This window comes from Enterobacter sp. BNK-22, assembly GCF_048684805.1.
GTDB lineage: Bacteria > Pseudomonadota > Gammaproteobacteria > Enterobacterales > Enterobacteriaceae > Enterobacter > Enterobacter quasiroggenkampii.
Genome location: NZ_JBLQTT010000001.1, coordinates 160,282 through 183,593 on the forward strand (window position 1 = coordinate 160,282; position 23,312 = coordinate 183,593).

The following is a 23,312-nucleotide window of genomic DNA, read 5'->3' on the forward strand; positions in this document are numbered from 1 at the left end:
GTTAGCGCCACCCGGCAATTTTCCCTGCCCCTTATTCCCTTTTCTGCTTCTAAATCACCAAACGGTATATAAAACCGTTACTCCTTTCATCCCCGTTATAAATATTATGACTATAAGATAGTCATCACATTTATAAGGGTGCGCAATGGCCGTTACTGTACTGAAAAAAGGAACTCTGGCGCTGGCAGGTTTACTGCTGGTGGCACAGGCGCAGGCGACTGAACTGTTGAACAGTTCGTATGACGTCTCCCGCGAGCTGTTTGCCGCCCTTAACCCCCCGTTCGAACAGCAGTGGGCGAAAGACAATAACGGCGATAAGCTGACCATCAAGCAGTCCCACGCCGGTTCGTCCAAGCAGGCGCTGGCCATTCTCCAGGGGCTGAAAGCGGATGTGGTGACCTACAACCAGGTCACTGACGTGCAGATCCTGCATGACAAAGGCAAGCTCATCCCGGCGGACTGGCAGAGCCGTCTGCCGAACAACAGCTCGCCGTTCTATTCCACCATGGGTTTCCTGGTGCGCAAGGGCAATCCGAAGAATATCCACGACTGGAGCGACCTGGTGCGTTCCGACGTGAAACTGATTTTCCCGAACCCAAAAACCTCCGGTAACGCGCGTTACACCTATTTAGCTGCGTGGGGCGCGGCGGACAAGGCTGACGGTAACGATAAAGCCAAAACCGAGCAGTTCATGACCCAGTTCCTGAAAAACGTCGAAGTGTTTGATACCGGCGGCCGCGGGGCGACCACGACTTTTGCAGAGCGCGGTCTGGGCGATGTGCTGATCAGCTTCGAGTCGGAAGTGAACAACATTCGCAAACAGTATGAAGCGCAGGGCTTTGAGGTGGTTATCCCTAAAACCAATATTCTGGCCGAATTCCCGGTGGCGTGGGTGGATAAAAACGTGCAGGCAAACGGTACCGAGAAAGCGGCAAAAGCCTATCTCAACTACCTGTACAGCCCACAGGCGCAGACCATCATTACCGATTACTACTACCGCGTGAACAACCCAGACGTGATGAACAAGCTGAAAGAAAAATTCCCGCAGACCGCGCTGTTCCGCGTGGAAGATCATTTTGGCTCCTGGCCAGACGTGATGAAAACGCATTTTGCCAGCGGCGGTGAGTTAGACAAACTGCTGGCGGCGGGGCATAAGTAATGTTTGCAGTATCGACTAAACGCGTGCTGCCGGGCTTTACCTTAAGTCTCGGGACCAGCCTGCTGTTCGTTTGCCTGATCCTGCTGTTGCCGCTCAGCGCCCTGGTGATGCAGCTTGCGCAGATGAGCTGGGCGCAGTACTGGGACGTGGTCACTAACCCCCAGGTGGTGGCGGCCTATAAGGTGACGCTGCTGTCGGCGTTTGTCGCCTCCATTTTTAACGGCGTGTTTGGTCTGCTGATGGCATGGATTTTAACCCGCTATCGCTTCCCGGGCCGCACGCTGCTTGACGCCCTGATGGATCTGCCGTTTGCGCTGCCGACGGCGGTCGCCGGCTTAACCCTCGCCTCGCTCTTCTCCGTTAACGGGCTGTACGGCGAGTGGCTGGCGAAATTTGACATCAAGGTGACCTATACCTGGCTCGGTATCGCGGTGGCGATGGCCTTTACCAGCATCCCGTTTGTGGTGCGTACCGTGCAGCCGGTGCTGGAAGAGTTAGGTCCGGAATACGAAGAAGCGGCGGAAACGCTGGGCGCCACGCGCTGGCAGAGCTTCCGCAAGGTGGTGCTGCCGGAGTTGTCTCCGGCGCTGATGGCGGGCGTCGCGCTGTCGTTTACCCGCAGCCTTGGCGAGTTCGGCGCGGTGATTTTTATCGCCGGGAACATCGCCTGGAAAACGGAAGTGACCTCGCTGATGATTTTCATTCGCCTGCAGGAGTTTGATTATCCGGCGGCGAGCGCGATTGCTTCGGTGATCCTCGCGGCCTCGCTGCTGCTGCTGTACTCGATTAACACTCTGCAAAGTCGCTTTGGTCGACGTGTGGTAGGTCACTGATGGCGGAAGTTACGCAATTGAAGCGATACGATGCGCCCCGCATCAACTGGGGTAAATGGTTTCTGATTGGGGCGGGCGTACTGGTGTCCGCCCTCATTCTCGTCGTGCCGACGATTTATATCTTCGTTCAGGCGTTCAGCAAGGGCCTGATGCCCGCGCTGGAAAATCTGGCGAACCCGGATATGCTGCACGCCATCTGGCTGACCGTGCTGATTGCCCTGATTACCGTTCCGGTGAACCTGGTGTTTGGTACCCTGCTGGCGTGGCTGGTGACGCGCTTTAACTTCCCGGGACGTCAGCTGCTGCTGACCCTGCTGGATATTCCGTTTGCCGTGTCGCCGGTGGTGGCGGGCCTGGTATACCTGCTCTTTTACGGCTCCAACGGCCCGCTGGGCGGCTGGCTGGATGCGCATAACCTGCAGATCATGTTCGCCTGGCCAGGCATGGTGCTGGTTACCATCTTCGTGACCTGTCCGTTCGTGGTGCGCGAGCTGGTGCCGGTGATGTTAAGCCAGGGGAGCAACGAAGACGAAGCGGCGGTGCTGCTGGGGGCTTCAGGTTGGCAAATGTTCCGCCGCGTGACGCTGCCGAACATTCGCTGGGCGCTGCTTTACGGCGTGGTACTGACCAACGCCCGCGCGATTGGCGAGTTCGGTGCTGTTTCCGTTGTTTCCGGATCCATTCGCGGTGAAACCCTGTCGCTGCCGCTGCAGATTGAACTGCTGCAGCAGGACTACAACACCATCGGCGCGTTTACTGCCGCAGCGTTGCTGACGCTGATGGCCATTTTGACCCTGTTTTTGAAGAGTGTGGTGCAGTGGCGTTTAGAAAATCAGGAAAAACGTCTGCATCAGGAGGGAAATCATGAGCATTGAGATTGCCAATATTAAGAAGTCTTTTGGTCGCACCCAGGTGCTGAATGATATCTCGCTGGATATCCCTTCCGGACAAATGGTGGCGCTGCTGGGACCGTCTGGCTCCGGCAAAACCACGCTGCTGCGTATTATCGCCGGGCTTGAGCATCAGACCAGCGGGCACATCCGCTTCCACGGTACCGACGTGAGCCGCCTGCACGCCCGCGATCGTAAAGTGGGCTTTGTGTTCCAGCACTACGCGCTGTTCCGCCACATGACCGTGTTTGACAACATTGCGTTTGGCCTCACGGTGCTGCCGCGTCGCGAGCGCCCGGATGCGGCAACTATTAAGGCGAAAGTGACCAAACTGCTGGAGATGGTGCAGCTGGCTCACCTGGCGGACCGTTTCCCGGCCCAGCTGTCCGGCGGGCAGAAACAGCGCGTGGCGCTGGCGCGCGCGCTGGCCGTTGAGCCGCAAATTCTGCTGCTGGATGAACCCTTTGGCGCGCTGGATGCACAGGTGCGTAAAGAGCTGCGCCGCTGGCTGCGTCAGCTCCATGAAGAGCTGAAATTCACCAGCGTCTTTGTGACCCACGACCAGGAAGAGGCGATGGAAGTCGCGGATCGCGTGGTGGTCATGAGTCAGGGCAACATTGAGCAGGTTGACGAGCCGGAACAACTCTGGCGTGAACCGGCGACCCGCTTCGTGCTGGAGTTTATGGGCGAGGTGAACCGTCTGCAGGGAACCATTCGCGGCGGACAGTTCCACGTCGGCGCGCACCGCTGGCCGCTGGGCTATACCTCTGCGCACCAGGGACCGGTCGATCTGTTCCTGCGTCCGTGGGAAGTGGATGTGAGCCGTCGAACCAGCCTGGATTCACCGCTGCCGGTGCAGGTGCTGGAAGCGAGCCCTAAAGGGCACTATACCCAACTGGTGGTACAGCCGCTGGGCTGGTATACCGAGCCGCTGACGGTGGTCATGCGCGACGACGTCCCGCCGCATCGGGGAGAACGCCTGTTTGTCGGTCTGCAGCATGCCCGTATTTATCACGGCAAGGAACGCATCGAGACGCGCGAGGATATTGCTCTGGCGGAGTCAGCCTGATAGGTTATTAGGATGTTTATCGCCCGGTGGCGCTGCGCTGACCGGGCCTACAGCTAAAACTGTGTCTTGTAGGCCGGGATCGCTGCGCGCAACCCGGCTTTTTTATTGAGTAAAAATCGTGAATACACTCGAACATACCATCGGCAACACGCCTCTGGTCAAGCTTCAGCGCATGGGGCCGGATAACGGCAGCGAAATCTGGGTCAAACTCGAAGGCAATAACCCGGCGGGGTCGGTGAAAGACCGTGCCGCGCTGTCGATGATCGTCCAGGCCGAAAAGCGCGGCGAGATTAAGCCGGGCGACGTGCTGATTGAAGCTACCAGCGGCAACACCGGTATCGCCCTGGCGATGATTGCGGCGCTGAAAGGCTACCGCATGAAGCTGCTGATGCCGGACAACATGAGCCAGGAGCGCCGCGCCGCGATGCGTGCCTACGGGGCCGAGCTGATTCTGGTGACCAAAGAGCAGGGGATGGAAGGCGCGCGCGACCTGGCGTTAGAAATGGCCGAGCGCGGCGAAGGTAAACTGCTCGATCAGTTTAATAACCCGGACAACCCTTACGCGCACTACACCACCACCGGCCCGGAAATCTGGCAGCAAACCGACGGGCGAATCACCCATTTTGTCTCCAGCATGGGCACCACCGGCACCATTACCGGGGTATCGCGTTTTCTGCGTGAGCAGGATAAAGCCGTCACCATTGTCGGCCTGCAGCCGGAAGAGGGGAGCAGCATTCCGGGCATTCGCCGCTGGCCGGCGGAGTATATGCCCGGCATCTTTAATGCGCAGCTTGTGGACCAGGTGCTGGATCTTCATCAGCGCGAGGCGGAAAATACCATGCGTGAGCTGGCCGTGCGCGAAGGCATCTTCTGCGGCGTCAGCTCGGGCGGCGCGGTAGCGGGCGCGATTCGGGTGGCGCAGGCAAACCCGGGCGCGGTGGTGGTGGCGATTATTTGCGATCGCGGCGATCGCTATCTGTCTACCGGCGTCTTTGGTGAAGAGAGTTATTCGCAGGGGGCGGGGATTTAAGCGTCATGGAGATGATTCTATTCCGGGATAATACCCGGGCGCAGCAAACCGATATTGTCGCGGTGCAGTCGCAGGTGGTGTACGGCAGCGTGGGAAACAGCATCGCGGTGCCGAATATTCGAACCCACAGGCTGAACGTCACCGCCGTGCCAACGGTACTGTTCAGCAACACGCCACACTATGACACGTTCTACGGCGGCGTGATCCCCGATGAGTGGTTCAGCGGCTACCTGAAGGCGCTGGAAGAGCGCGAGATCCTGCGCGAGCTTAAGGCGGTCACTACCGGATATATGGGAAATGCCAGCCAGATCGCCCTGCTGGCGCAGTGGCTGAAGGCGGTCAAAGCGCAGCATCCTGACCTGCTGGTGCTGGTCGACCCGGTTATAGGCGATATCGACAGCGGGATGTACGTGAAGCCCGAGATCCCCGAGGCGTATCGGGAGCACCTGCTGCCGCTGGCGCAGGGGATTACGCCAAACGTCTATGAGCTGGAAGTGCTAAGCGGCAAACCGTGCCGCACGCCGGAAAGCGCCATCGCGGCGGCACAGGGACTGCTCTCTGACAGCCTGAAATGGGTGGCGATCACCAGTGCGCCGGTCGCTGACGACCCGCAAAACATCCACGTGGTGCTGGTGACGAATGAAGGCGTTACCGTCAGTGCGCATCCGCGGGTAGAAACCGATCTGAAAGGGACGGGCGATCTGTTCTGTTCAGAACTGGTGAGCGGCATTGTTGAGGGGAAAACCGTTGCCGATGCCATTCGCATGGCTGGCGATCGGGTGACGGACGTGATGCTCTACACCCAGTCGAAAGGCTACGACGAGCTTATCCTGCCGGCATAAACAAAAATGGCGCCCGAAGGCGCCATTTTACTGTGCGGCAAGAATTACTTCTTGATGCGGATAACCGGGGTTTCACCCACGGTGACGCTGCCAGACAGTTTGATCAGTTCTTTGATTTCGTCCATGTTGGAGATAACAACCGGAGTCAGGGTAGACTTGGCTTTTTCTTCCAGCAGTGGCAGATCGAATTCAATCACCGGGTCGCCAACTTTAACACGCTGGCCTTCTTCCGCGATACGTTTGAAGCCTTCGCCTTTCAGTTCAACGGTGTCGATACCGAAGTGAACGAACAGTTCGATACCGCTATCAGATTCGATAGAGAACGCATGGTTGGTTTCAAAAATTTTACCGATGGTGCCGTCAACTGGAGCAACCATTTTGTTGCCAGTTGGTTTGATAGCAATGCCATCACCAACGATTTTCTCAGCAAACACTACATCCGGCACGTCTTCGATGTTGACGATCTCGCCGGAGAGCGGAGCAACAATCTCAATAGTTCCGGAGTCTTTCTTATCATCAGAAACCAGAGATTTCAGTTTATCGAACAAACCCATGATCTTCTCCTAAGCAGTAATTTGGGCCGCATCTCGTGGATTAGCAGATTGTTTTTTCTTCAATGAACTTGTTAACCAGCGTCATTAACTCGTCCGTTGTCGGTTGAGCAAGAGCCTGCTCTGCTAACACCTTCGCATCTTCGAAGTTCGTGTTACGGATAATCTTCTTAATGCGCGGGATGGAAATGGCGCTCATAGAGAATTCGTCCAGACCCATACCCAGCAACAGAAGTGTAGCACGTTCGTCGCCTGCAAGCTCACCACACATGCCAGTCCATTTACCTTCTGCATGAGAAGCATCAATAACTTGCTTGATCAAGTTCAGTACGGACGGTGACATTGGCTGGTAGAGATGTGAAATCATATCATTACCACGGTCAACTGCCAGGGTGTACTGCGTTAAATCATTGGTACCGATACTAAAGAAATCAACTTCTTTGGCTAAATGACGCGCAATGGTCGCCGCCGCTGGTGTTTCCACCATCACGCCGATCTCGATTGACTCGTCAAACGCTTTACCTTCGTCGCGCAGTTCCTGTTTGTAGATTTCGATCTCTTTCTTCAGTGCACGCACTTCTTCAACAGAGATGATCATCGGGAACATGATGCGCAGCTTACCGAACGCAGAGGCACGCAGGATCGCGCGAACCTGGTCACGCAGGATCTCTTTACGATCCATTGCGATACGGATTGCACGCCAGCCCAGGAACGGGTTCTCTTCTTTCGGGAAGTTCATGTACGGCAGCTCTTTGTCGCCACCGATGTCCATGGTACGGACGATAACCGCCTGGGAGCCACACGCTTCAGCCACGGCTTTATACGCGGCAAACTGCTCTTCTTCTGTAGGCAGCGCGTCGCGGTCCATGAACAGGAATTCAGTACGATAGAGACCGACGCCTTCCGCACCGTTGCGCTCAGCGCCATCAACGTCGCGGACGGTACCGATGTTTGCGCACACTTCAACCTGATGGCCGTCCAGGGTGATGGCTGGCAGGTCTTTCAGCTTAGCGAGTTCCGCTTTTTCAGTCGCAACCTGCTCCTGAACCGCGCGCAGTTTATCGATCTCTTCATTGGTTGGGTTGACGTAAACCAGATTGTTTACGGCATCCAGAATCAGATAGTCGCCGTTTTTCACCTGAGAGGTGACGCTACCGGTACCCACGATGGCAGGCAGTTCCAGAGAACGCGCCATGATAGAGGTGTGGGAGGTACGGCCACCCGCGTCGGTGATGAAACCGAGGACCTTTTTCAGGTTCAGCTGTGCGGTTTCAGACGGGGTGAGGTCCGCGGCAACCAGGATCACTTCATCCTGAATTGCGCTCAGGTCGATAATGGCCAGGCCCAGGATGTTGCGCAGCAGGCGCTTACCGATGTCACGTACGTCAGCCGCACGCTCTTTCAGGTATTCATCATCCAGTTCTTCCAGGGCAGTTGCCTGACCTTCGATAACTTCATGCGCAGCCGCGTCGGCCGTCATGCCTTTATCTTTAATCAGGGCTATGATTTCCTGCTCCAGCTCCTCATCTTCGAGCAGCATGATGTGCCCTTCGAAGATGGCTTCTTTTTCTTCACCGAAAGTTTCGCCAGCTTTAGTTTTGATTGCTTCCAGTTGCGCAGATGCCTTGGCACGACCGCTCAGAAAACGTTCAACTTCCTGATCAACCTTGTCGGCAGAAATTTTTTTCCGGTCGATGACGATCTCGTCTTCTTTCAGCAGCAGTGCTTTGCCGAAAGCGATACCCGGGGATGCTAAAATGCCTGAAATCATAACCCTACCTTACTTGTGACTGATATTTAAAAGAACCCGGAAACTTACTCGAGCTCAGCCATCAGTTTTACCAGATGCTCAACTGCTTTCTGCTCGTCTTCACCTTCCGCAGAGATGGTGACAACGGTGCCCTGAGTCAGGCCCAGAGTCTGCAGTTTGAACAGGCTTTTTGCGCTCGCGCTTTTGCCGTTGGAAGTCACAGTGATTTCAGAAGAAAAGCCTTTTGCTTCTTTAACAAACTGAGCAGCAGGGCGGGTGTGCAGACCGTTCGGAGCGGTAATGGTAACTTCTTGCTGGAACATTGTATTTCCCCAACTTATAGGTTTAGTGTTGTGGAACTAAAGTCTAGCCTGGCGACTGAACTTTAGCCTGTATTGTTAGCGCTGACGTTTCGATCGTCATTAAACATTATGCAGCGAAAGCAAGACTTGAACCAAATCATAAAATCGATTCAGCAAGGCTATTTCGTTCGCTGATTAATTTCACGCATCAAAATAATTGCTGGTTTAAATACCAGACCCTTCGGGGTGAAGCAATGCCAGGAGGGGTAAAAGTTTGAAGCAGGCCACAAAAAAGCACCTGAAAAGGTGCTTTTTTACGCGTTATTAACATGCTGGCACTACTGTTGCAGCTCTTTTTCAGTGAAGAGATCGGCAAACAGCGCGGTGCTCAAGTAACGCTCACCCGAGGAAGGAAGGATAACCACAATATTCTTATTGGTAAAGGCTTCATCTTCCTGAAGCTTGAGCGCTGCCGCAACGGCCGCACCGGAAGAGATACCCGCCAGAATACCTTCTTCATCCATCAGGCGACGCGCGGTAGAGATGGCTTCTTCGTTCGTAATGGTGATCACTTTATCGATCAGCTTCAGATCCAGGTTGCCCGGAATGAAGCCTGCGCCAATACCCTGAATTTTGTGCGGGCCGGGTTTGAGTTCTCCCCCGCCAGCGCCTGGGTGATAACCGGTGAGTCAGTCGGCTCAACGGCAACGGTAATCAGATCTTTTTTACCCTTCGTGCCTTTAATATAGCGTGACACGCCGGTCAGCGTACCGCCGGTACCCACGCCGGAGATAAAGACGTCAACCTGGCCGTCAGTATCTTCCCAGATTTCCGGGCCGGTGGTCTTCTCGTGAATTTCCGGGTTTGCCGGGTTGCTGAACTGCTGCAGCAGCAGGTATTTCGCCGGATCGCTGGCCACAATCTCTTCGGCTTTCTGAATGGCACCTTTCATGCCCTTCGCGCCTTCGGTCAGCACCAGGTTCGCGCCCAGCGCTTTCAGCAGCTTACGACGCTCGATGCTCATGGTTTCAGGCATGGTCAGCGTCAGCTTATAGCCGCGCGCGGCAGCAACATAGGCCAGAGCGATCCCGGTATTGCCGCTGGTCGGTTCCACCAGCTCAACGCCAGGCTTCAGTACGCCACGTTTTTCAGCATCCCAAATCATGTTTGCACCGATGCGGCATTTTACGCTGAAGCTCGGGTTACGTGATTCGACCTTCGCCAGGATGCGTCCATTACCGATACGGTTCAGTCGAACCAGGGGCGTATGACCGATAGTCAGCGAGTTGTCTTCATAAATCTTACTCATGGCCTGTCCTTAACTGTATGAAATTGGGATACCGACCCAGCATACCTGCTAAGCAGGTAGGGGGAAGTAAGGAATTCGCATATCTATATACTGCAAGGAAATAATGGGGATCAGTATGGAATAAGGGGCGGCATAAGCCACCCCTGCTTTACACATTTTTGCATTATTTCCATAACGCGTGCTTAGCACGGTAGCAGTCCACCCACATTGCCGTCGCGCCGCAGACGGCAACCGGCATAATGAACAGATTCAGGAAGGGGATCATGGTAAACAGGCTGGTCAGCGCACCAAACTGCATATTGGCAACCTTCTGGCTGCGCAGGGCGGTGCGCATCTCTTTAAACGGCACCTTGTGGTTATCGAACGGATAGTCGCAGTACTGGATGGCCAGCATCCAGGCGCTGAACAGGAACCACAGCACCGGTGCCACCGTCTGGCCAATGCCGGGCACAAAATAGAGGATAAGCAGCACAATCGCGCGGGGCAGGTACCAGGCAAACTTCTGCCATTCACGCTTCATAATGCGAGGGAGGTCTTTCATGATCCCCCATATGCCCGTGTCCGGCGGTGTTGCGCCGGTAAGGCGCGCTTCCAGCTGTTCCGCCAGCAAACCGTTAAACGGTGCGGCTATCCAGTTGGCAATCGTCGAGAAGAAGTAGCCAAACACCAGCAGCACGGAGATCACCGCCACCGGCCAGAGCAGGTAGTTAAGCCACTGCAGCCAGTTTGGCACATGGCTCATCAGCGACGGGATCCAGCTCTCCAGCTTTGTGAACAGCCACCAGAACGCGCCGCCCATCAGAATAATGTTGATCAACAGCGGCAGGATGACGAAGCGTCGAATACCCGGCAGGGAGACCAGTTTCCAGCCCTGAGAAAAATACCAGACGCCGCTGCGCGGGGGGAAGAAGATGTTGAAACCATAGCCAGGCTGTACTCCTTTTTACACAACCAGTGGAATTGCCCGCCTATATTATCCACTTACGGACCAATGACCAGTTCGGAAATGTTCGAAAAACCAGCAAAAAGCACGATTTCCTTCATCTTTATGCTGTGAATGCTCTGCACACACTTGCACTTGACGTAAACGGCAAATACTCTTAGTGAGTAAATGTTTGCCGTGGTGGCAAGGTGTTAGAACAACAGAGAATATAATGATGCAGGATTTGCGTCTGATATTAATCATTGTTGGCGCGATCGCCATAATCGCTTTACTGGTACATGGTTTCTGGACCAGCCGTAAAGAGCGTTCCTCAATGTTTCGCGATCGCCCACTGAAGCGCATGAAGTCCAGTCGTGACGACGATGACAGTGAAGATGACATCGATGGAAGCGACGACGACGGCGTGGGTGAAGTTCGTGTTCATCGGGTCAATACTGCGCCCGGCGTAAGCCATGGGGAGCATGAAGCGCCTCGTCCTTCGCAGCACCAGTATCAACCGCCGTATGCTTCTGCACAGCCGCGCCAGCCAGCGCCGCAGCCTGTGGAAGAACCGGTGCGCCAGCCGCCGCAACAGCCTGTCTATCAGCAGCCTGCTGCGCCACAGCCGGTTCAACAGCAACCGGTGCAGCAGCCCGTGCAACAGCAGCCTGCACAGCCGGTACCACAACCGCAGCAGCCTGTTCATGTTCAACCTGCGCCGCAGCCCGCGCCAGCCCCGCACGTTGAGCCTGAGCCCGTTGCAGAGCCAGAACCGGTTGTTGAAAAACCGCAGCGTAAAGAAGCGGTGATCATCATGAACGTGGCCGCGCATCACGGTAGCCATCTCAACGGTGACGTTCTGCTTAACAGTATTCAACAGGCAGGCTTTAAGTTTGGCGATATGAACATTTTCCATCGTCACCTGAGTCCTGACGGTAGCGGCCCGGCGCTATTCAGCCTGGCCAATATGGTTAACCCAGGTACCTTTGATCCGGACATGACCGGTGATTTCGTTACGCCTGGCGTCACTATCTTTATGCAGGTGCCGTCTTACGGCGACGAACTGCAAAACTTTAAGCTGATGCTGCAGTCCGCTCAGCATATCGCTGACGAAGTCGGTGGTGTGGTGCTCGACGATCAGCGTCGAATGATGACCCCGCAGAAACTGCGCGAGTATCAGGACCGCATCCGCGAAGTTAAGGAAGCTAACGCGTAATCGCCGCGTTGACTTCAACTCCTCCTCAACCCCCGCATGTCGGGGGTTTTTTCTCATTGATGGTGTGATATGGACTCAATCGAACAACAACTCACTGAACTGCGAACCACGCTTCGCCATCATGAATATCTCTATCATGTTATGGACGCACCGGAAGTCCCGGATGCGGAGTATGACCGCCTGATGCGTGAGCTGCGGGAATTAGAGGCGCAGCATCCAGAACTCATCACGCCGGATTCCCCCACCCAGCGCGTCGGCGCGGAGCCGCTGGGGGCCTTCAGCCAGGTGCGGCATGAAGTGCCAATGCTGTCGCTGGATAACGTCTTCGATGAAGAGGGCTTCCTCGCGTTTAACAAGCGCGTGCAGGATCGCCTGAAAAGCAGCGACGCGCTCACCTGGTGCTGCGAGCTGAAGCTGGATGGCCTCGCCGTCAGCCTTCTCTATGAAAACGGCGTGCTGGTGCGTGCCGCGACGCGTGGCGACGGCACGACGGGTGAAGACATCACCACTAACGTGCGTACCATCCGCGCGATCCCGCTGAAGCTTCAGGGTGACAACATTCCTGCGCGTCTGGAAGTGCGCGGCGAGGTGTTCCTGCCGCAGGCGGGCTTCGAGAAAATTAACGAAGAGGCGCGTCGCACCGGCGGGAAAGTGTTTGCTAACCCGCGTAACGCGGCGGCGGGCTCGCTGCGTCAGCTTGACCCGCGCATCACTGCGAAGCGACCACTTACTTTCTTCTGCTACGGTGTCGGTATTCTGGAGGGCGGCGAGCTGCCGGATACCCATCTCGGGCGTCTGCTGCAGTTTAAGGCGTGGGGACTGCCGGTGAGCAACCGCGTTCAGCTCTGCGACTCGCCAGAAGCGGTACTGGCGTTCTACCACAAGGTGGAAGAGGATCGTCCGACGCTCGGCTTTGATATTGATGGCGTGGTCATCAAGGTGAATTCACTGGCGCTGCAGGAGCAGTTGGGCTTCGTGGCGCGCGCGCCGCGCTGGGCGGTGGCGTTTAAGTTCCCGGCTCAGGAGCAAATGACCTTCGTCCGCGACGTGGAGTTCCAGGTGGGACGTACGGGAGCCATTACGCCGGTCGCCCGTCTGGAGCCGGTGCAGGTGGCGGGCGTGCTCGTGAGTAACGCCACACTGCATAACGCCGATGAAATCGACCGCCTGGGCCTGCGTATTGGTGACAAAGTGGTGATTCGCCGCGCGGGGGACGTGATCCCGCAGGTGGTTAACGTTGTGGAGTCAGAACGTCCTGACGATACGCGCGAGGTTGTCTTCCCAACCCATTGCCCGGTGTGTGGCTCGGACGTTGAGCGTGTGGAAGGTGAAGCCGTGGCGCGCTGTACGGGGGGCTTAATCTGTGGCGCACAGCGTAAAGAGTCACTGAAGCACTTCGTTTCCCGTCGCGCAATGGACGTGGACGGCATGGGCGACAAGATTATCGATCAGCTGGTTGAAAAAGAGTATGTCCACACGCCAGCGGACCTCTTCAGGCTGACCGCAGGTAAACTGACCGGTCTGGACCGCATGGGGCCAAAGTCAGCCCAGAACGTGGTTAACGCGCTGGAAGCCGCCAAAGAGACCACCTTCGCCCGCTTCCTGTACGCGCTGGGCATTCGTGAGGTGGGTGAAGCCACGGCTGCGGGGCTGGCGGCGTATTTTGGTACGCTGGAGGCGCTGGAAAAGGCGAGCATCGAGGAGCTGCAGAAAGTCCCGGATGTCGGCATCGTCGTCGCCACACACGTCTTTAACTTCTTTGCCGAAGAGAGCAACCGTAACGTCATCGGCGAACTGCTGGAAGAGGGGATTAAATGGCCCGCGCCGGTGGTGGTCAACGCAGAAGAGATCGACAGCCCGTTCGCCGGTAAAACGGTGGTGCTGACCGGCAGCCTGAGGCAGCTTTCACGCGACGACGCCAAAGCCCGTCTGGTGGCGCTGGGGGCCAAAGTGGCGGGCAGCGTGTCGAAGAAAACCGACCTGGTGATTGCCGGAGAAGCGGCGGGTTCGAAGCTGGCGAAAGCCCAGGAGCTCGGCATTGAGGTTATCGACGAAGCGGAAATGATGCGTCTGTTAGGAGAGTAACGTGGAGAAAGAGCAGCTCGTTGAGATCGCCAATACCGAGATGCCGTTCGGTAAATACAAGGGCCGCAGGCTGATTGATTTGCCGGAGGAGTATCTGCTGTGGTTTGCCCGTAAGGATGAATTTCCGGCAGGGCGACTGGGCGAGCTGATGGCGATAACGTTACTGATCAAAACCGAGGGGCTGACCCAACTGGTGCAGCCCCTGAAACGTCCTTAAGCCTTCGCGGCGCGGGTCGCTTCCTGCGCCAGCTTTTCGGTCTGGCGCTTGTAGCGACGCGCCAGCACCGCGCAGACCATCAGCTGGATCTGATGGAAAATCATCAGCGGCAGCACCATCATCCCAATCACCGAGGTCGGGAACAGAATGTTGGCCATCGGGATGCCGTTCGCCAGGCTCTTCTTCGAACCGCAGAACACAATCGTAATTTCATCCGCTTTGTTGAAGCCGCACTTACGTGCCACAAAGACGTTTACCGCTATTACAATCGCCAGCAGGACAATGCTGACCACCACGATAAACAGCAGCGAGCCTGCCCCCACCTTGTGCCAGATCCCGTTCACGACCGCTTCGCTGAAGGCGGAGTAAACCACCAGCAGAATCGAGGTCTGGTCGGTTTTTGAAATCCATTTTTTATGCTTCGCCACAAATGCGCCGGTCCACGGACGGGAGAGATGACCCAGGACAAACGGCAGCAGCAGCTGCAGACAGATTTTGCCCACCTGCTCAAGGTTACCTTCCGCACCGTGCATGTTCATCAGCAGGCCCACCAGCAGCGGCGAGACGAAAATCCCCAGCAGGCTGGAGGCTGATGCCGAGCAGACCGCGGCCGCCACGTTCCCTCCCGCGAGAGAGGTAAAGGCAATGGCGGACTGCACCGTGGCCGGAAGAATACAGAGATACAGGAAGCCGGTGTAGAGCGCCGGGTCGACGTTAACCGGCGCCCACCAGGCAAACAGCACCCCGAGGATCGGGAACAGAATAAACGTGCTGCACATCACCCAGAGGTGCAGTCGCCAGTGGCTACCGCCCGCGATAATGGCTTCACGGGAGAGTTTTGCGCCGTGCATAAAGAACAGCAGCGCGATGGCGGCCGTCGTCAGCCCTTCAAAGAACGGGACGAACCCGCCGCGAGCGGGAAAGAACGAGGCCAGTAAAACGGTAACCACCAGGGTGAGCGTAAACGGATCAACAATACGAAATAGTTTCATAATGACTCCTGAAAACAGATGTCGCTATTGTGCTTTTTTCCATTTGAGAAATAAAATTGATTTATTGCATCCATTCATGAATTAAACAGATGAATTATTCCTTACGCCAGCTTCGTATTTTCGTCACCGTCGCCCATGCCCGCAGCTTTAGCCGGGCAGGGGAGATGATTGGCCTGAGCCAGTCGGCGGTCAGCCACAGCGTGAAAGAGCTGGAGAATCAGACGGGGGTAAGATTACTCGATCGTACCACGCGCGAAGTGGTGTTGACCGAAGCCGGGCAGCAGCTGGCTCTGCGCCTTGAACGGCTGCTGGATGAGCTTAACAGCACGCTCAGAGACGTAGGAAGGCTGGGCCAGCAGCTTTCAGGTACCGTGCGGGTTGCGGCCAGCCAGACGATCTCTGCGCACCTTATCCCGCAGTGTATTGCCGAGGGAAGCCATCGCTACCCGGACATTGATTTTGTGCTGCATGACAGACCGCAACAGTGGGTGCTGGAGAGCATCCGCCAGGGAGATGTCGATTTTGGTATTGTTATCGATCCCGGCCAGGTGAGCGATCTGGAGTGCGAAAGCGTACTTTCAGAGCCCTTTTTGCTGCTCTGCCGTGACGACGATCCGCTGGCCGCGTTACCGGAGGTCAGGTGGCAGTCACTGCAGGGCGCGAACCTGGTTTTACAGGATTATGCCTCGGGCAGCCGTCCTCTGATTGATTCCGCGCTGGTGGATCAGAGGGTCAAGGCAGCAATCGTGCAGGAGATTGGTCACCCGGCAACGCTGTTTCCCATGGTGGAAGCGGGCATTGGCATCAGCGTATTGCCCGCCCTGGCGCTTCCCCTGCCGCAGGGAAGTCGACTGGCCGTGAAGCGGTTGACGCCCGTTGTCGAGCGAAAGCTAATGCTGGTGCGGCGAAAAAATCGTTCACTCTCGGGGGCGGCGCTGGCTATCTGGGAAGTGGTGCGTATCCAGGCACAGCGATTAACCGAGGCCCGCATACGCGATCCACTGTTTAACGCATCAGAAGATTAGATGTAGATATCAATCTGATTAGTGTCTGACGGGCTATTCACGCCTTCCACTTTGCCCAGTTTTTGTTCCTGCTTCTTCTGGGCCTCTTCGGCCTGCTGGCGCTGCAGCGCGGCGAGCTGCGCCTGCAGCACTTTGATCTGGGTCTGAATCAGTTCCTGCTGTTTTTTCTTCTCATCGGTGCTGATGGGGCTGTTCGACAGCTCTTTTAACTGCTGGGTCAGCTTTTTGATCTTGTCGAGAATGCGGGTGATTTGCGCAGAGATATCGTTACTGCTCGAAGTGCCACTCGCGCCGCTGGTCTGTATCTGTTGGGTTGAAGCCTGAATGGTCGTCATACTTTTTCCTCGCGGTATAAAACAGAGGTATCGGCACCGGCGGGATTAGCTTGAGCAAAACTGCCATATCTGGCAGGGAGTTGCATCGATACACAATCAGTATTGATGGTGCGGTGAAAGTGTATTGGAGGTCACCGGCAGGCTGCGGATATAAGACGTAAGTCATGCGATCCCCGCATCGCGATCTTCATCCTTAAGGAGCCTCTATGACCCTCTCGAATAATCCGTGGTACTGCGCCGACATCATTCGCGCCGCTAAGCCGAACTTCACGCCTCGCGTGGCATTTATTCTCGGCTCTGGCCTGGGCGCCCTTGCCGACCAGATTGATGACGCCGTTTCTCTGAGCTACGAAACGCTGCCTGGCTTCCCGGTGAGCACCGTGCATGGCCATGCCGGGGAGCTGGTGCTCGGGCATCTTGCCGGGGTGCCGGTTGCCTGCATGAAGGGGCGCGGCCATTTCTATGAGGGGCGAGGGATGGCCATCATGACCGATGCGATCCGTACCTTTAAGCAGCTGGGATGCGAACTGCTGTTTAGCACCAATGCGGCGGGCTCGTTACGCCCGGACGTTCAGCCAGGCAGTCTGGTTGCTCTGAGCGACCATATTAACACCATGCCGGGCACGCCGATGGTAGGGCTGAACGATGAGCGCTTTGGCGAGCGTTTCTTCTCGCTGGCCAATGCTTACGACGCGGATTACCGCGCCATTCTGCAAACCGTGGCGACGAAAGCCGGCTTCCCGCTCCATGAAGGGGTGTTTGTTTCTTATCCCGGTCCGAACTTCGAGACGGCGGCCGAGATCCGCATGATGCAAATTATCGGCGGCGATGTGGTGGGCATGTCCGTAGTGCCGGAAGTGATTTCCGCGCGTCACTGCGGCCTGAAGGTCGTGGCCGTTTCTGCGATTACCAATCTCGCGGAAGGGCTGGGCGATATCAAACTCTCGCATGAACAAACCCTCGCTGCCGCTGAGCTTTCCCGCCAGAACTTTATCAATCTTATCTGCGGTTTTCTTCGCCATATTGCCTGAGTAAAACAATAAAGTGGCCCGTGAGGGCCACACTGCTATAAGGAATGGGTTATGAGCATCACGACTCGCTTAAAGATGATGTCCTTTATGCAATATTTTATCTGGGGGAGCTGGTTGGTTACCCTCGGCGCTTACATGATTAACACCCTACATTTTACCGGCTCCGACGTGGGCATGGTGTACAGCTCCAAAGGACTTGCCGCGATTGTTATGCCCTCGCTGGTGGGAATTATTGCCGACAAATGGCTGCGGGCAGACCGCGCCTACGTGATTTGTCATCTCGTTTGCGCCGTCGCGCTCTGCTATGCCGCACAGGTTAATGAGCCGGGCCTGATGTTCTGGGTCATGCTGGTGAATGCGATGGCCTTTATGCCCACGATTGCGCTGTCGAATACGATTTCTTACTCCTGTCTTGAACAGGCAGGGCTGGATACGGTGAGCCATTTTCCGCGAGTGCGGGTGTATGGCACCGTGGGCTTTATTGCCGCGATGTGGACCATAAGCCTGATGGGGGCGGAGCTGAGCAACCTGCAGCTCTATATGGCGGCTGCCGCGTCCGTGCTGCTGGCGCTCTATTCTCTGACATTGCCAGCCATTCCGGTGGCGAAAACAAAAACGTCTCCGTCGCTGGCCAGCAAGCTGGGCCTCAATGCGTTTGTCCTGTTTAAACAGCCCCGCATGGCGGTGTTCTTTTTATTCGCGATGCTGCTGGGGGCCGTGCTGCAGATAACCAACACGTTTGGCAGCCCCTTCCTGCATGATTTTGCGCGTAATCCGGCGTATACCGATAGCTTTATCGTCAAATATCCGTCCATTCTGCTCTCCGTTTCGCAAATCTCTGAAGTGTTCTTCATTCTGACCATTCCGTACTTCCTCGGACGCTTTGGTATTAAAACGGTCATGCTGATGAGCATGGTGGCCTGGATGCTGCGGTTTGGGCTGTTTGCCTTTGGCGATCCGTCTGCAACAGGCTTTGTGCTGCTCATGCTCTCAATGATTGTCTACGGCTGCGCGTTCGACTTTTTCAATATTTCCGGCTCGGTGTTTGTCGAACAGGAGGTGAGCGCCGATATCCGCGCCAGCGCACAGGGGCTGTTTATGACAACCGTTAACGGTATCGGGGCCTGGTTCGGATCGGTGTTGAGCGGTATGGCCGTCGATTATTTCTCGGTGGACGGAGTGAAGGACTGGCAGACGATCTGGCTGGTATTCGCGGCCTATGCCCTGGCGCTCGCGGTGGTGTTTTATTTTAGCTTTAACTATCGCCACACCTGCAAAAACAGCGAGATGCGCACAGTTGCGCATTAAATTTCCCCTCTGGACGATGAAAGGCTTTAAGGTAGGCACATAAGTGTTATCGCCAGGATATGTTTTGATGGAACGCGCCTATCGGACCGATCTCAAGCTGCTGCGCTATTTTCTGGCCGTGGCTGAGGAGCTGCATTTTGGACGGGCTGCGGCCCGTCTCAATATGTCTCAGCCGCCGTTGAGCCTGCATATTAAAGAGCTGGAAAGCCAGCTGGGGACGTTACTGTTTATTCGCCACTCGCGAAGCGTCGCGTTGACGCATGCCGGTAAGGTGCTGATGGAAGAGTCCCGTCGTTTGCTTGCCGGTGCAAACCAGGCGCTGGCTCGCGTCGAGCAGATTGGCCGGGGGGAGGCAGGGCGCATTGAGCTGGGTATTGTCGGTACCGCCATGTGGAGTGAGGTGCGCACGGTGATGCGCGCTTTTTTGAAATCGCACCCGAATGTCGATGTCGTATTCCGCGAGAAATCCCCGGTCATGCAGATGGCGCTGCTTGAGCGCCGGGAGCTGGATGTGGGCATCTGGCGAATGGCAACCGAGCCCACCGCTGGGTTTACCAGCGTACGGTTACGTGAGGCTGCTTTTCTGGTGGCGATGCCGGAGGATCACCGGCTGGTGAGCGAATCATCGATTGCGCTCGCAGAGTTGCAGGACGAGTATTTTGTCACGATGCCTTCAGCGCATTCTGACTGGGCATTTTTACATCGCGTCTGCCAGCAGGCCGGGTTTTCGCCGATGATCGTGCGTGAAGCCGTAGAGCCGCAAACGGTACTGGCGATGATCAGCATGGGCATGGGGATTACGCTTGCCGCAGACAGTTACGCGCAAATGCAGTGGCCGGGCGTGGTGTTCCGCCCGCTGAAAGAGCGTATACCGGCAGATTTGTATGTGGTGTATGACGAGAAGCAGGCGACGCCCGCGGTGAAGACATTGATTGCGACGTTAACAATGTAAATCGCAGATAGCAAAAAAGCGCCTTTAGGGCGCTTTTTTACATTGGTGGGTCGTGCAGGATTCGAACCTGCGACCAATTGATTAAAAGTCAACTGCTCTACCAACTGAGCTAACGACCCGAAATGGTGGGCGATGACGGGCTCGAACCGCCGACCCCCTCCGTGTAAAGGAGATGCTCTACCAACTGAGCTAATCGCCCATTTCGGAACTGCTGCGATAAGGTGAGAATGGTGGGCGATGACGGGCTCGAACCGCCGACCCCCTCCGTGTAAAGGAGATGCTCTACCAACTGAGCTAATCGCCCAATCTCAATTCTTATCTACACTGCGAGTCTACCGAAGTAGATGGTGGGTGATGACGGGCTCGAACCGCCGACCCCCTCCGTGTAAAGGAGATGCTCTACCAACTGAGCTAATCACCCCCGCTGTGTGGAGTCGCATTATAGGGAGAGTTGAAAATGAGTCAACGCATTTTCTAAAGTTTTTATTCGTTCGTCGTAAAATTAAGCAAAACGATCGCGAAACGGGCAGTGGCGCATGATTTCTAAACAAAAATCGCAAACTCGGGCCCGATTCAGGGAACAACATTGAGGAATCGCCGCACAGTGATAGAATATTGCCCATCGTTTTTTCCCCAGGATTTGCCGATTGCCGGCATCTTTATAACGTAAGGCCATTTCATGAAAATCAAAACTCGCTTCGCGCCGAGCCCGACAGGCTATCTGCACGTCGGTGGTGCACGTACCGCTCTCTATTCCTGGCTTTTCGCACGCCACAACAAAGGTGAGTTCGTGCTGCGTATTGAAGACACCGATCTTGAGCGCTCCACGCCAGAAGCAATTGAAGCCATTATGGATGGCATGAACTGGCTGAACCTGGAATGGGACGAAGGTCCCTATTTCCAGACCAAACGCTTTGACCGCTATAACGCCGTCATTGATGAGATGCTGGTCGCGGGCACGGCGTATAAGTGCTACTGCTCCAAAGAGCGTCTGGATGCGCTGCGCGAAGAGCAGATGGCGAACGGTGAAAAGCCGCGTTATGACGGCCGCTGCCGCCATGACCACAGCGAGCATGCTGCTGATGAGCCTTGCGTCGTGCGTTTTGCTAACCCGCAAGAGGGGTCTGTGATCTTTGACGACCAGATCCGTGGCCCGATCGAATTCAGCAACCAGGAGCTGGACGATCTGATCATCCGTCGTACCGATGGTTCCCCAACCTACAACTTCTGCGTGGTGGTTGACGACTGGGATATGGAAATTACCCACGTTGTGCGCGGTGAAGACCACATCAACAACACGCCACGTCAGATCAACATTCTGAAGGCGCTGAACGCGCCGGTGCCTGTCTATGCGCACGTCTCCATGATCAACGGTGATGACGGCAAAAAACTGTCTAAACGCCACGGTGCGGTGAGCGTCATGCAGTATCGCGACGACGGCTATCTGCCAGAAGCGCTCCTGAACTATCTGGTGCGTCTGGGCTGGGCCCACGGTGACCAGGAGATCTTCAGCCGCGAAGAGATGATCGAACTCTTCTCTTTGAGCTCTGTCAGCAAATCCGCCAGCGCGTTTAACACCGACAAGCTGCTGTGGCTGAACCATCACTACATCAATACCATGCCGCCAGAATATGTGGCGACGTATCTGCAGTGGCACATTGAGCAGGCAAATATTGATACCCGCACGGGCCCTGAGCTGGCGGATCTGGTGAAACTGCTCGGCGAGCGCTGCAAAACGCTGAAAGAGATTGCTGAAAGCTGCCGCTACTTCTATGAAGAGTTTGATGCGTTCGATGCGGACGCCGCGAAGAAACACCTCCGCCCGGTTGCGCGTCAGCCGCTGGAAGTGGTGCGTGACAAGCTGGCTGCCCTCACCGAGTGGACCGCTGAGAATGTGCATCACGCCATTCAGGCGACGGCGGACGAGCTGGAAGTAGGTATGGGTAAAGTCGGTATGCCACTGCGCGTTGCGGTGACCGGTGCAGGTCAGTCTCCGGCGCTGGACGTAACGGTTCATGCCATCGGCAAATCACGCAGCGTGGCGCGCATTAACAAGGCGCTGGACTTCATCGCTGAACGTGAAAATCAGCAGTAATCACCTCTAAGAAAAAAACGGCAGGGTAACCTGCCGTTTTTTTTATGCCTCTTTTTCCGCGATACCCAGACGTGTAAGAAAACCGTGAATGCCTTCGCGTTTCAAAAAGGCGTCCAGACGCTTCTGCTCTGACGGCGTCATACTCTCCAGCGTCTCTATAATGCCCGGAGACAGGTTTGAAGAGGGGCCATTATAGGCAGACGTGGCCTCCGCGAGATGGTAAACCGCCTGACGGTTGCGGATCGCCGGGAGACTCATTATATGTTCCTTCACGCGTGCATCGACATGAATGAGCCGCGCGCGACCGCCTTTCACGCCGTTGAGCCCTTCGGTTTTCCACCCCTGCTGACGTATCCAGCGATTGACCGTTTGTCTGGCGACGCCCAAACTTTCCGCCAGCTCTTCCGTGGTCATTTTGCTCCGTAATCTTTTCATATCAGTCCCGATCGCGTATCCCTAAACGTTGCAACAATCCGGTGATCCCTTCCCGTAATAACAGCGATGTCATCTGCTTCTGCTCTTCCGGCGTCATTTCATTAGCCAGCGTCAGGAGGAGGGTATGAAGCGAACGATCATGGCTGGTGCCTTCTGGCAGTTCGGACGTTTCGCTTGCCCGACGTGCGCTGCGGATAAAGTCACGGACTTTTTCGTTCACATGTACCAGGCGCGCTTTTCCGCCCTGGACGCCTGGTTTTGGTGACGTAATCCAACCCTCTTTGCGTACCCATTTATTGATGGTCTGGCGGCTATAGCCAGTGAGCAGGGCTAACTCTTCTGGCGTCATTCGTTCCTTGATCATACAATTTCCTGAATATCTGTGGGGTTAATTAACGGCTCATTTTATAGCACCGTTTTACGTGAAAACGTGACAGGCTTAACTCCTGATTACGAGCACGCTCGCAAAGTGATTCATTTGCATGATTTTTCGGCGATCGAACGGCGGTCATTGATTTTGCCGTTGACACTCCGCAGCGGAATTCATATTATGCCGCCCGTCAACATGACAGCTTTACGATGGGGCTATAGCTCAGCTGGGAGAGCGCTTGCATGGCATGCAAGAGGTCAGCGGTTCGATCCCGCTTAGCTCCACCAAACTCTGAACCCAACAGAGTGCGGTCAGTAAAGTCACATGTGGGGCTATAGCTCAGCTGGGAGAGCGCTTGCATGGCATGCAAGAGGTCAGCGGTTCGATCCCGCTTAGCTCCACCAAAATTGTAAACCCTCGTCATATGACGAGGGTTTTTTTATCTGTTTGTAACGTCCATTACTGCATTTTGTTATCAAAAAGAAGGTATTCCTGTACCTCTCCTCAATCGACATCAATAAACCAGTCTATAAATAGACTTGAACTTGATTCGTGCAATTAATAAACCTATTATCCATCCGGTCAATGATTCGA

The 23,312-nt window shown here is 55.7% G+C and carries 21 protein-coding genes, 6 tRNA genes and 2 pseudogenes; 16 read left to right on the forward strand and 13 right to left on the reverse strand.

Going from position 1 to position 23,312, the window contains the following annotated elements; all coding sequences use genetic code 11:
* Positions 1 to 145 precede the first annotated feature (145 nt).
* The 6 genes from ACMGGE_RS00710 to pdxK all read left to right on the forward strand — a co-directional run bounded on the left by ACMGGE_RS00710 (position 146) and on the right by pdxK (position 5,823).
* Positions 146 to 1,159, forward strand: coding sequence for a sulfate ABC transporter substrate-binding protein (locus ACMGGE_RS00710; RefSeq protein ID WP_420293245.1), 1,014 nt, complete (start codon positions 146 to 148; stop codon positions 1,157 to 1,159).
* On the forward strand, positions 1,159 to 1,992 hold the full coding sequence (gene cysT, locus ACMGGE_RS00715; RefSeq protein WP_004123378.1) for a sulfate/thiosulfate ABC transporter permease CysT: 834 nt from the start codon (positions 1,159 to 1,161) through the stop codon (positions 1,990 to 1,992). Before ACMGGE_RS00710 ends, cysT begins: the two co-directional genes overlap by 1 nt.
* A complete protein-coding gene (cysW, locus tag ACMGGE_RS00720; RefSeq protein WP_045909450.1) occupies positions 1,992 to 2,867 on the forward strand; it encodes a sulfate/thiosulfate ABC transporter permease CysW in 876 nt (291 codons plus the stop codon). The genes cysT and cysW overlap by 1 nt, the downstream gene beginning before the upstream one ends.
* Positions 2,857 to 3,951 (forward strand): sulfate/thiosulfate ABC transporter ATP-binding protein CysA, encoded by a 1,095-nt coding sequence (gene cysA, locus ACMGGE_RS00725; RefSeq protein WP_008501607.1) that lies wholly within the window; start codon positions 2,857 to 2,859, stop codon positions 3,949 to 3,951. Before cysW ends, cysA begins: the two co-directional genes overlap by 11 nt.
* Before the next feature lie 118 nt (positions 3,952 to 4,069).
* On the forward strand, positions 4,070 to 4,981 hold the full coding sequence (gene cysM, locus ACMGGE_RS00730) for a cysteine synthase CysM (protein ID WP_044597836.1): 912 nt from the start codon (positions 4,070 to 4,072) through the stop codon (positions 4,979 to 4,981).
* A gap of 5 nt (positions 4,982 to 4,986) precedes the next feature.
* Positions 4,987 to 5,823: a pyridoxine/pyridoxal/pyridoxamine kinase gene (pdxK, locus tag ACMGGE_RS00735; protein ID WP_048226156.1), complete on the forward strand. Its 837-nt coding sequence runs from the start codon at positions 4,987 to 4,989 to the stop codon at positions 5,821 to 5,823.
* 44 nt (positions 5,824 to 5,867) lie between these two features.
* Here the strand turns inward: pdxK and crr are convergent, their stop codons facing one another.
* From crr to cysZ, 5 genes and pseudogenes are all read right to left on the reverse strand, one after another.
* Positions 5,868 to 6,377 carry a PTS glucose transporter subunit IIA gene (gene crr, locus ACMGGE_RS00740; RefSeq protein ID WP_003861316.1) on the reverse strand — a complete coding sequence of 170 codons (510 nt, stop codon included), beginning with the start codon at positions 6,375 to 6,377 and terminating at the stop codon, positions 5,868 to 5,870.
* A gap of 40 nt (positions 6,378 to 6,417) precedes the next feature.
* The gene (gene ptsI / locus ACMGGE_RS00745) at positions 6,418 to 8,145 is read right to left on the reverse strand and encodes a phosphoenolpyruvate-protein phosphotransferase PtsI (RefSeq protein WP_023332954.1); all 1,728 of its coding nucleotides are present in this window, start codon (positions 8,143 to 8,145) and stop codon (positions 6,418 to 6,420) included.
* Between the two features lie 44 nt (positions 8,146 to 8,189).
* On the reverse strand, positions 8,190 to 8,447 hold the full coding sequence (gene ptsH / locus ACMGGE_RS00750; protein ID WP_045909449.1) for a phosphocarrier protein Hpr: 258 nt from the start codon (positions 8,445 to 8,447) through the stop codon (positions 8,190 to 8,192).
* A 317-nt stretch (positions 8,448 to 8,764) separates the two neighbouring features.
* Positions 8,765 to 9,735 (reverse strand): annotated as a pseudogene (gene cysK / locus ACMGGE_RS00755) (cysteine synthase A).
* A 163-nt stretch (positions 9,736 to 9,898) separates the two neighbouring features.
* Positions 9,899 to 10,659, reverse strand: a pseudogene (cysZ, locus tag ACMGGE_RS00760) (sulfate transporter CysZ).
* A 230-nt stretch (positions 10,660 to 10,889) separates the two neighbouring features.
* On the opposite strand from cysZ, the gene zipA reads away from it, so the two are divergent.
* The 3 genes from zipA (at position 10,890) to ACMGGE_RS00775 (ending at position 14,175) form a co-directional block, all read left to right on the forward strand.
* Positions 10,890 to 11,873, forward strand: coding sequence for a cell division protein ZipA (gene zipA, locus ACMGGE_RS00765; RefSeq protein WP_262810894.1), 984 nt, complete (start codon positions 10,890 to 10,892; stop codon positions 11,871 to 11,873).
* A gap of 69 nt (positions 11,874 to 11,942) precedes the next feature.
* The gene (gene ligA / locus ACMGGE_RS00770) at positions 11,943 to 13,958 is read left to right on the forward strand and encodes an NAD-dependent DNA ligase LigA (protein WP_420293246.1); all 2,016 of its coding nucleotides are present in this window, start codon (positions 11,943 to 11,945) and stop codon (positions 13,956 to 13,958) included.
* A gap of 1 nt (position 13,959) precedes the next feature.
* Positions 13,960 to 14,175, forward strand: a complete 216-nt coding sequence (locus ACMGGE_RS00775) for a DUF3820 family protein (protein WP_003861328.1) — start codon at positions 13,960 to 13,962, stop codon at positions 14,173 to 14,175.
* Here the strand turns inward: ACMGGE_RS00775 and ACMGGE_RS00780 are convergent.
* Positions 14,172 to 15,167 carry a bile acid:sodium symporter family protein gene (locus tag ACMGGE_RS00780; RefSeq protein WP_045909444.1) on the reverse strand — a complete coding sequence of 332 codons (996 nt, stop codon included), beginning with the start codon at positions 15,165 to 15,167 and terminating at the stop codon, positions 14,172 to 14,174. The genes ACMGGE_RS00775 and ACMGGE_RS00780 overlap by 4 nt on opposite strands.
* Positions 15,168 to 15,256: 89 nt before the next feature.
* On the opposite strand from ACMGGE_RS00780, the gene ACMGGE_RS00785 reads away from it, so the two are divergent.
* Positions 15,257 to 16,192 carry a LysR family transcriptional regulator gene (locus tag ACMGGE_RS00785; RefSeq protein WP_420293247.1) on the forward strand — a complete coding sequence of 312 codons (936 nt, stop codon included), beginning with the start codon at positions 15,257 to 15,259 and terminating at the stop codon, positions 16,190 to 16,192.
* On the opposite strand, the gene ACMGGE_RS00790 is transcribed toward ACMGGE_RS00785, so the two are convergent.
* Positions 16,189 to 16,527, reverse strand: a complete 339-nt coding sequence (locus tag ACMGGE_RS00790) for a FlxA-like family protein (RefSeq protein WP_045909442.1) — start codon at positions 16,525 to 16,527, stop codon at positions 16,189 to 16,191. The genes ACMGGE_RS00785 and ACMGGE_RS00790 overlap by 4 nt on opposite strands.
* Before the next feature lie 206 nt (positions 16,528 to 16,733).
* Between ACMGGE_RS00790 and xapA the strand changes: the two genes are divergently transcribed.
* From xapA to ACMGGE_RS00805, 3 genes are all read left to right on the forward strand, one after another.
* Positions 16,734 to 17,558, forward strand: coding sequence for a xanthosine phosphorylase (gene xapA, locus ACMGGE_RS00795; protein WP_252073008.1), 825 nt, complete (start codon positions 16,734 to 16,736; stop codon positions 17,556 to 17,558).
* A gap of 51 nt (positions 17,559 to 17,609) precedes the next feature.
* Positions 17,610 to 18,866 carry a nucleoside permease gene (locus tag ACMGGE_RS00800; RefSeq protein WP_420293248.1) on the forward strand — a complete coding sequence of 419 codons (1,257 nt, stop codon included), beginning with the start codon at positions 17,610 to 17,612 and terminating at the stop codon, positions 18,864 to 18,866.
* Between the two features lie 67 nt (positions 18,867 to 18,933).
* Complete coding sequence (locus ACMGGE_RS00805) at positions 18,934 to 19,818, forward strand: LysR family transcriptional regulator (RefSeq protein ID WP_048226142.1); 885 nt, start codon at positions 18,934 to 18,936, stop codon at positions 19,816 to 19,818.
* A 43-nt stretch (positions 19,819 to 19,861) separates the two neighbouring features.
* Here ACMGGE_RS00805 and ACMGGE_RS00810 read toward each other — a convergent pair.
* The 4 genes from ACMGGE_RS00810 to ACMGGE_RS00825 all read right to left on the reverse strand — a co-directional run bounded on the left by ACMGGE_RS00810 (position 19,862) and on the right by ACMGGE_RS00825 (position 20,239).
* A tRNA-Lys gene (locus ACMGGE_RS00810) sits at positions 19,862 to 19,937 on the reverse strand.
* 4 nt (positions 19,938 to 19,941) lie between these two features.
* Positions 19,942 to 20,017 (reverse strand) — tRNA-Val (locus ACMGGE_RS00815).
* 29 nt (positions 20,018 to 20,046) lie between these two features.
* Positions 20,047 to 20,122, reverse strand: a tRNA-Val gene (locus tag ACMGGE_RS00820).
* A 41-nt stretch (positions 20,123 to 20,163) separates the two neighbouring features.
* Positions 20,164 to 20,239: transfer RNA gene (locus tag ACMGGE_RS00825), tRNA-Val, on the reverse strand.
* A gap of 258 nt (positions 20,240 to 20,497) precedes the next feature.
* Here ACMGGE_RS00825 and gltX point away from each other — a divergent pair.
* A complete protein-coding gene (gltX, locus tag ACMGGE_RS00830) occupies positions 20,498 to 21,913 on the forward strand; it encodes a glutamate--tRNA ligase (protein WP_045909401.1) in 1,416 nt (471 codons plus the stop codon).
* 42 nt (positions 21,914 to 21,955) lie between these two features.
* On the opposite strand, the gene ACMGGE_RS00835 is transcribed toward gltX, so the two are convergent.
* Together ACMGGE_RS00835 and ACMGGE_RS00840 are read right to left on the reverse strand one after the other, a co-directional pair.
* Positions 21,956 to 22,348, reverse strand: a complete 393-nt coding sequence (locus ACMGGE_RS00835) for a YfeC-like transcriptional regulator (RefSeq protein ID WP_045909400.1) — start codon at positions 22,346 to 22,348, stop codon at positions 21,956 to 21,958.
* Between the two features lies 1 nt (position 22,349).
* Positions 22,350 to 22,712 (reverse strand): YfeC-like transcriptional regulator, encoded by a 363-nt coding sequence (locus ACMGGE_RS00840; protein ID WP_045909399.1) that lies wholly within the window; start codon positions 22,710 to 22,712, stop codon positions 22,350 to 22,352.
* A 217-nt stretch (positions 22,713 to 22,929) separates the two neighbouring features.
* Between ACMGGE_RS00840 and ACMGGE_RS00845 the strand changes: the two genes are divergently transcribed.
* Both ACMGGE_RS00845 and ACMGGE_RS00850 read left to right on the forward strand, forming a co-directional pair.
* Positions 22,930 to 23,005, forward strand: a tRNA-Ala gene (locus tag ACMGGE_RS00845).
* A gap of 41 nt (positions 23,006 to 23,046) precedes the next feature.
* Positions 23,047 to 23,122 (forward strand) — tRNA-Ala (locus ACMGGE_RS00850).
* Positions 23,123 to 23,312 lie beyond the last annotated feature (190 nt).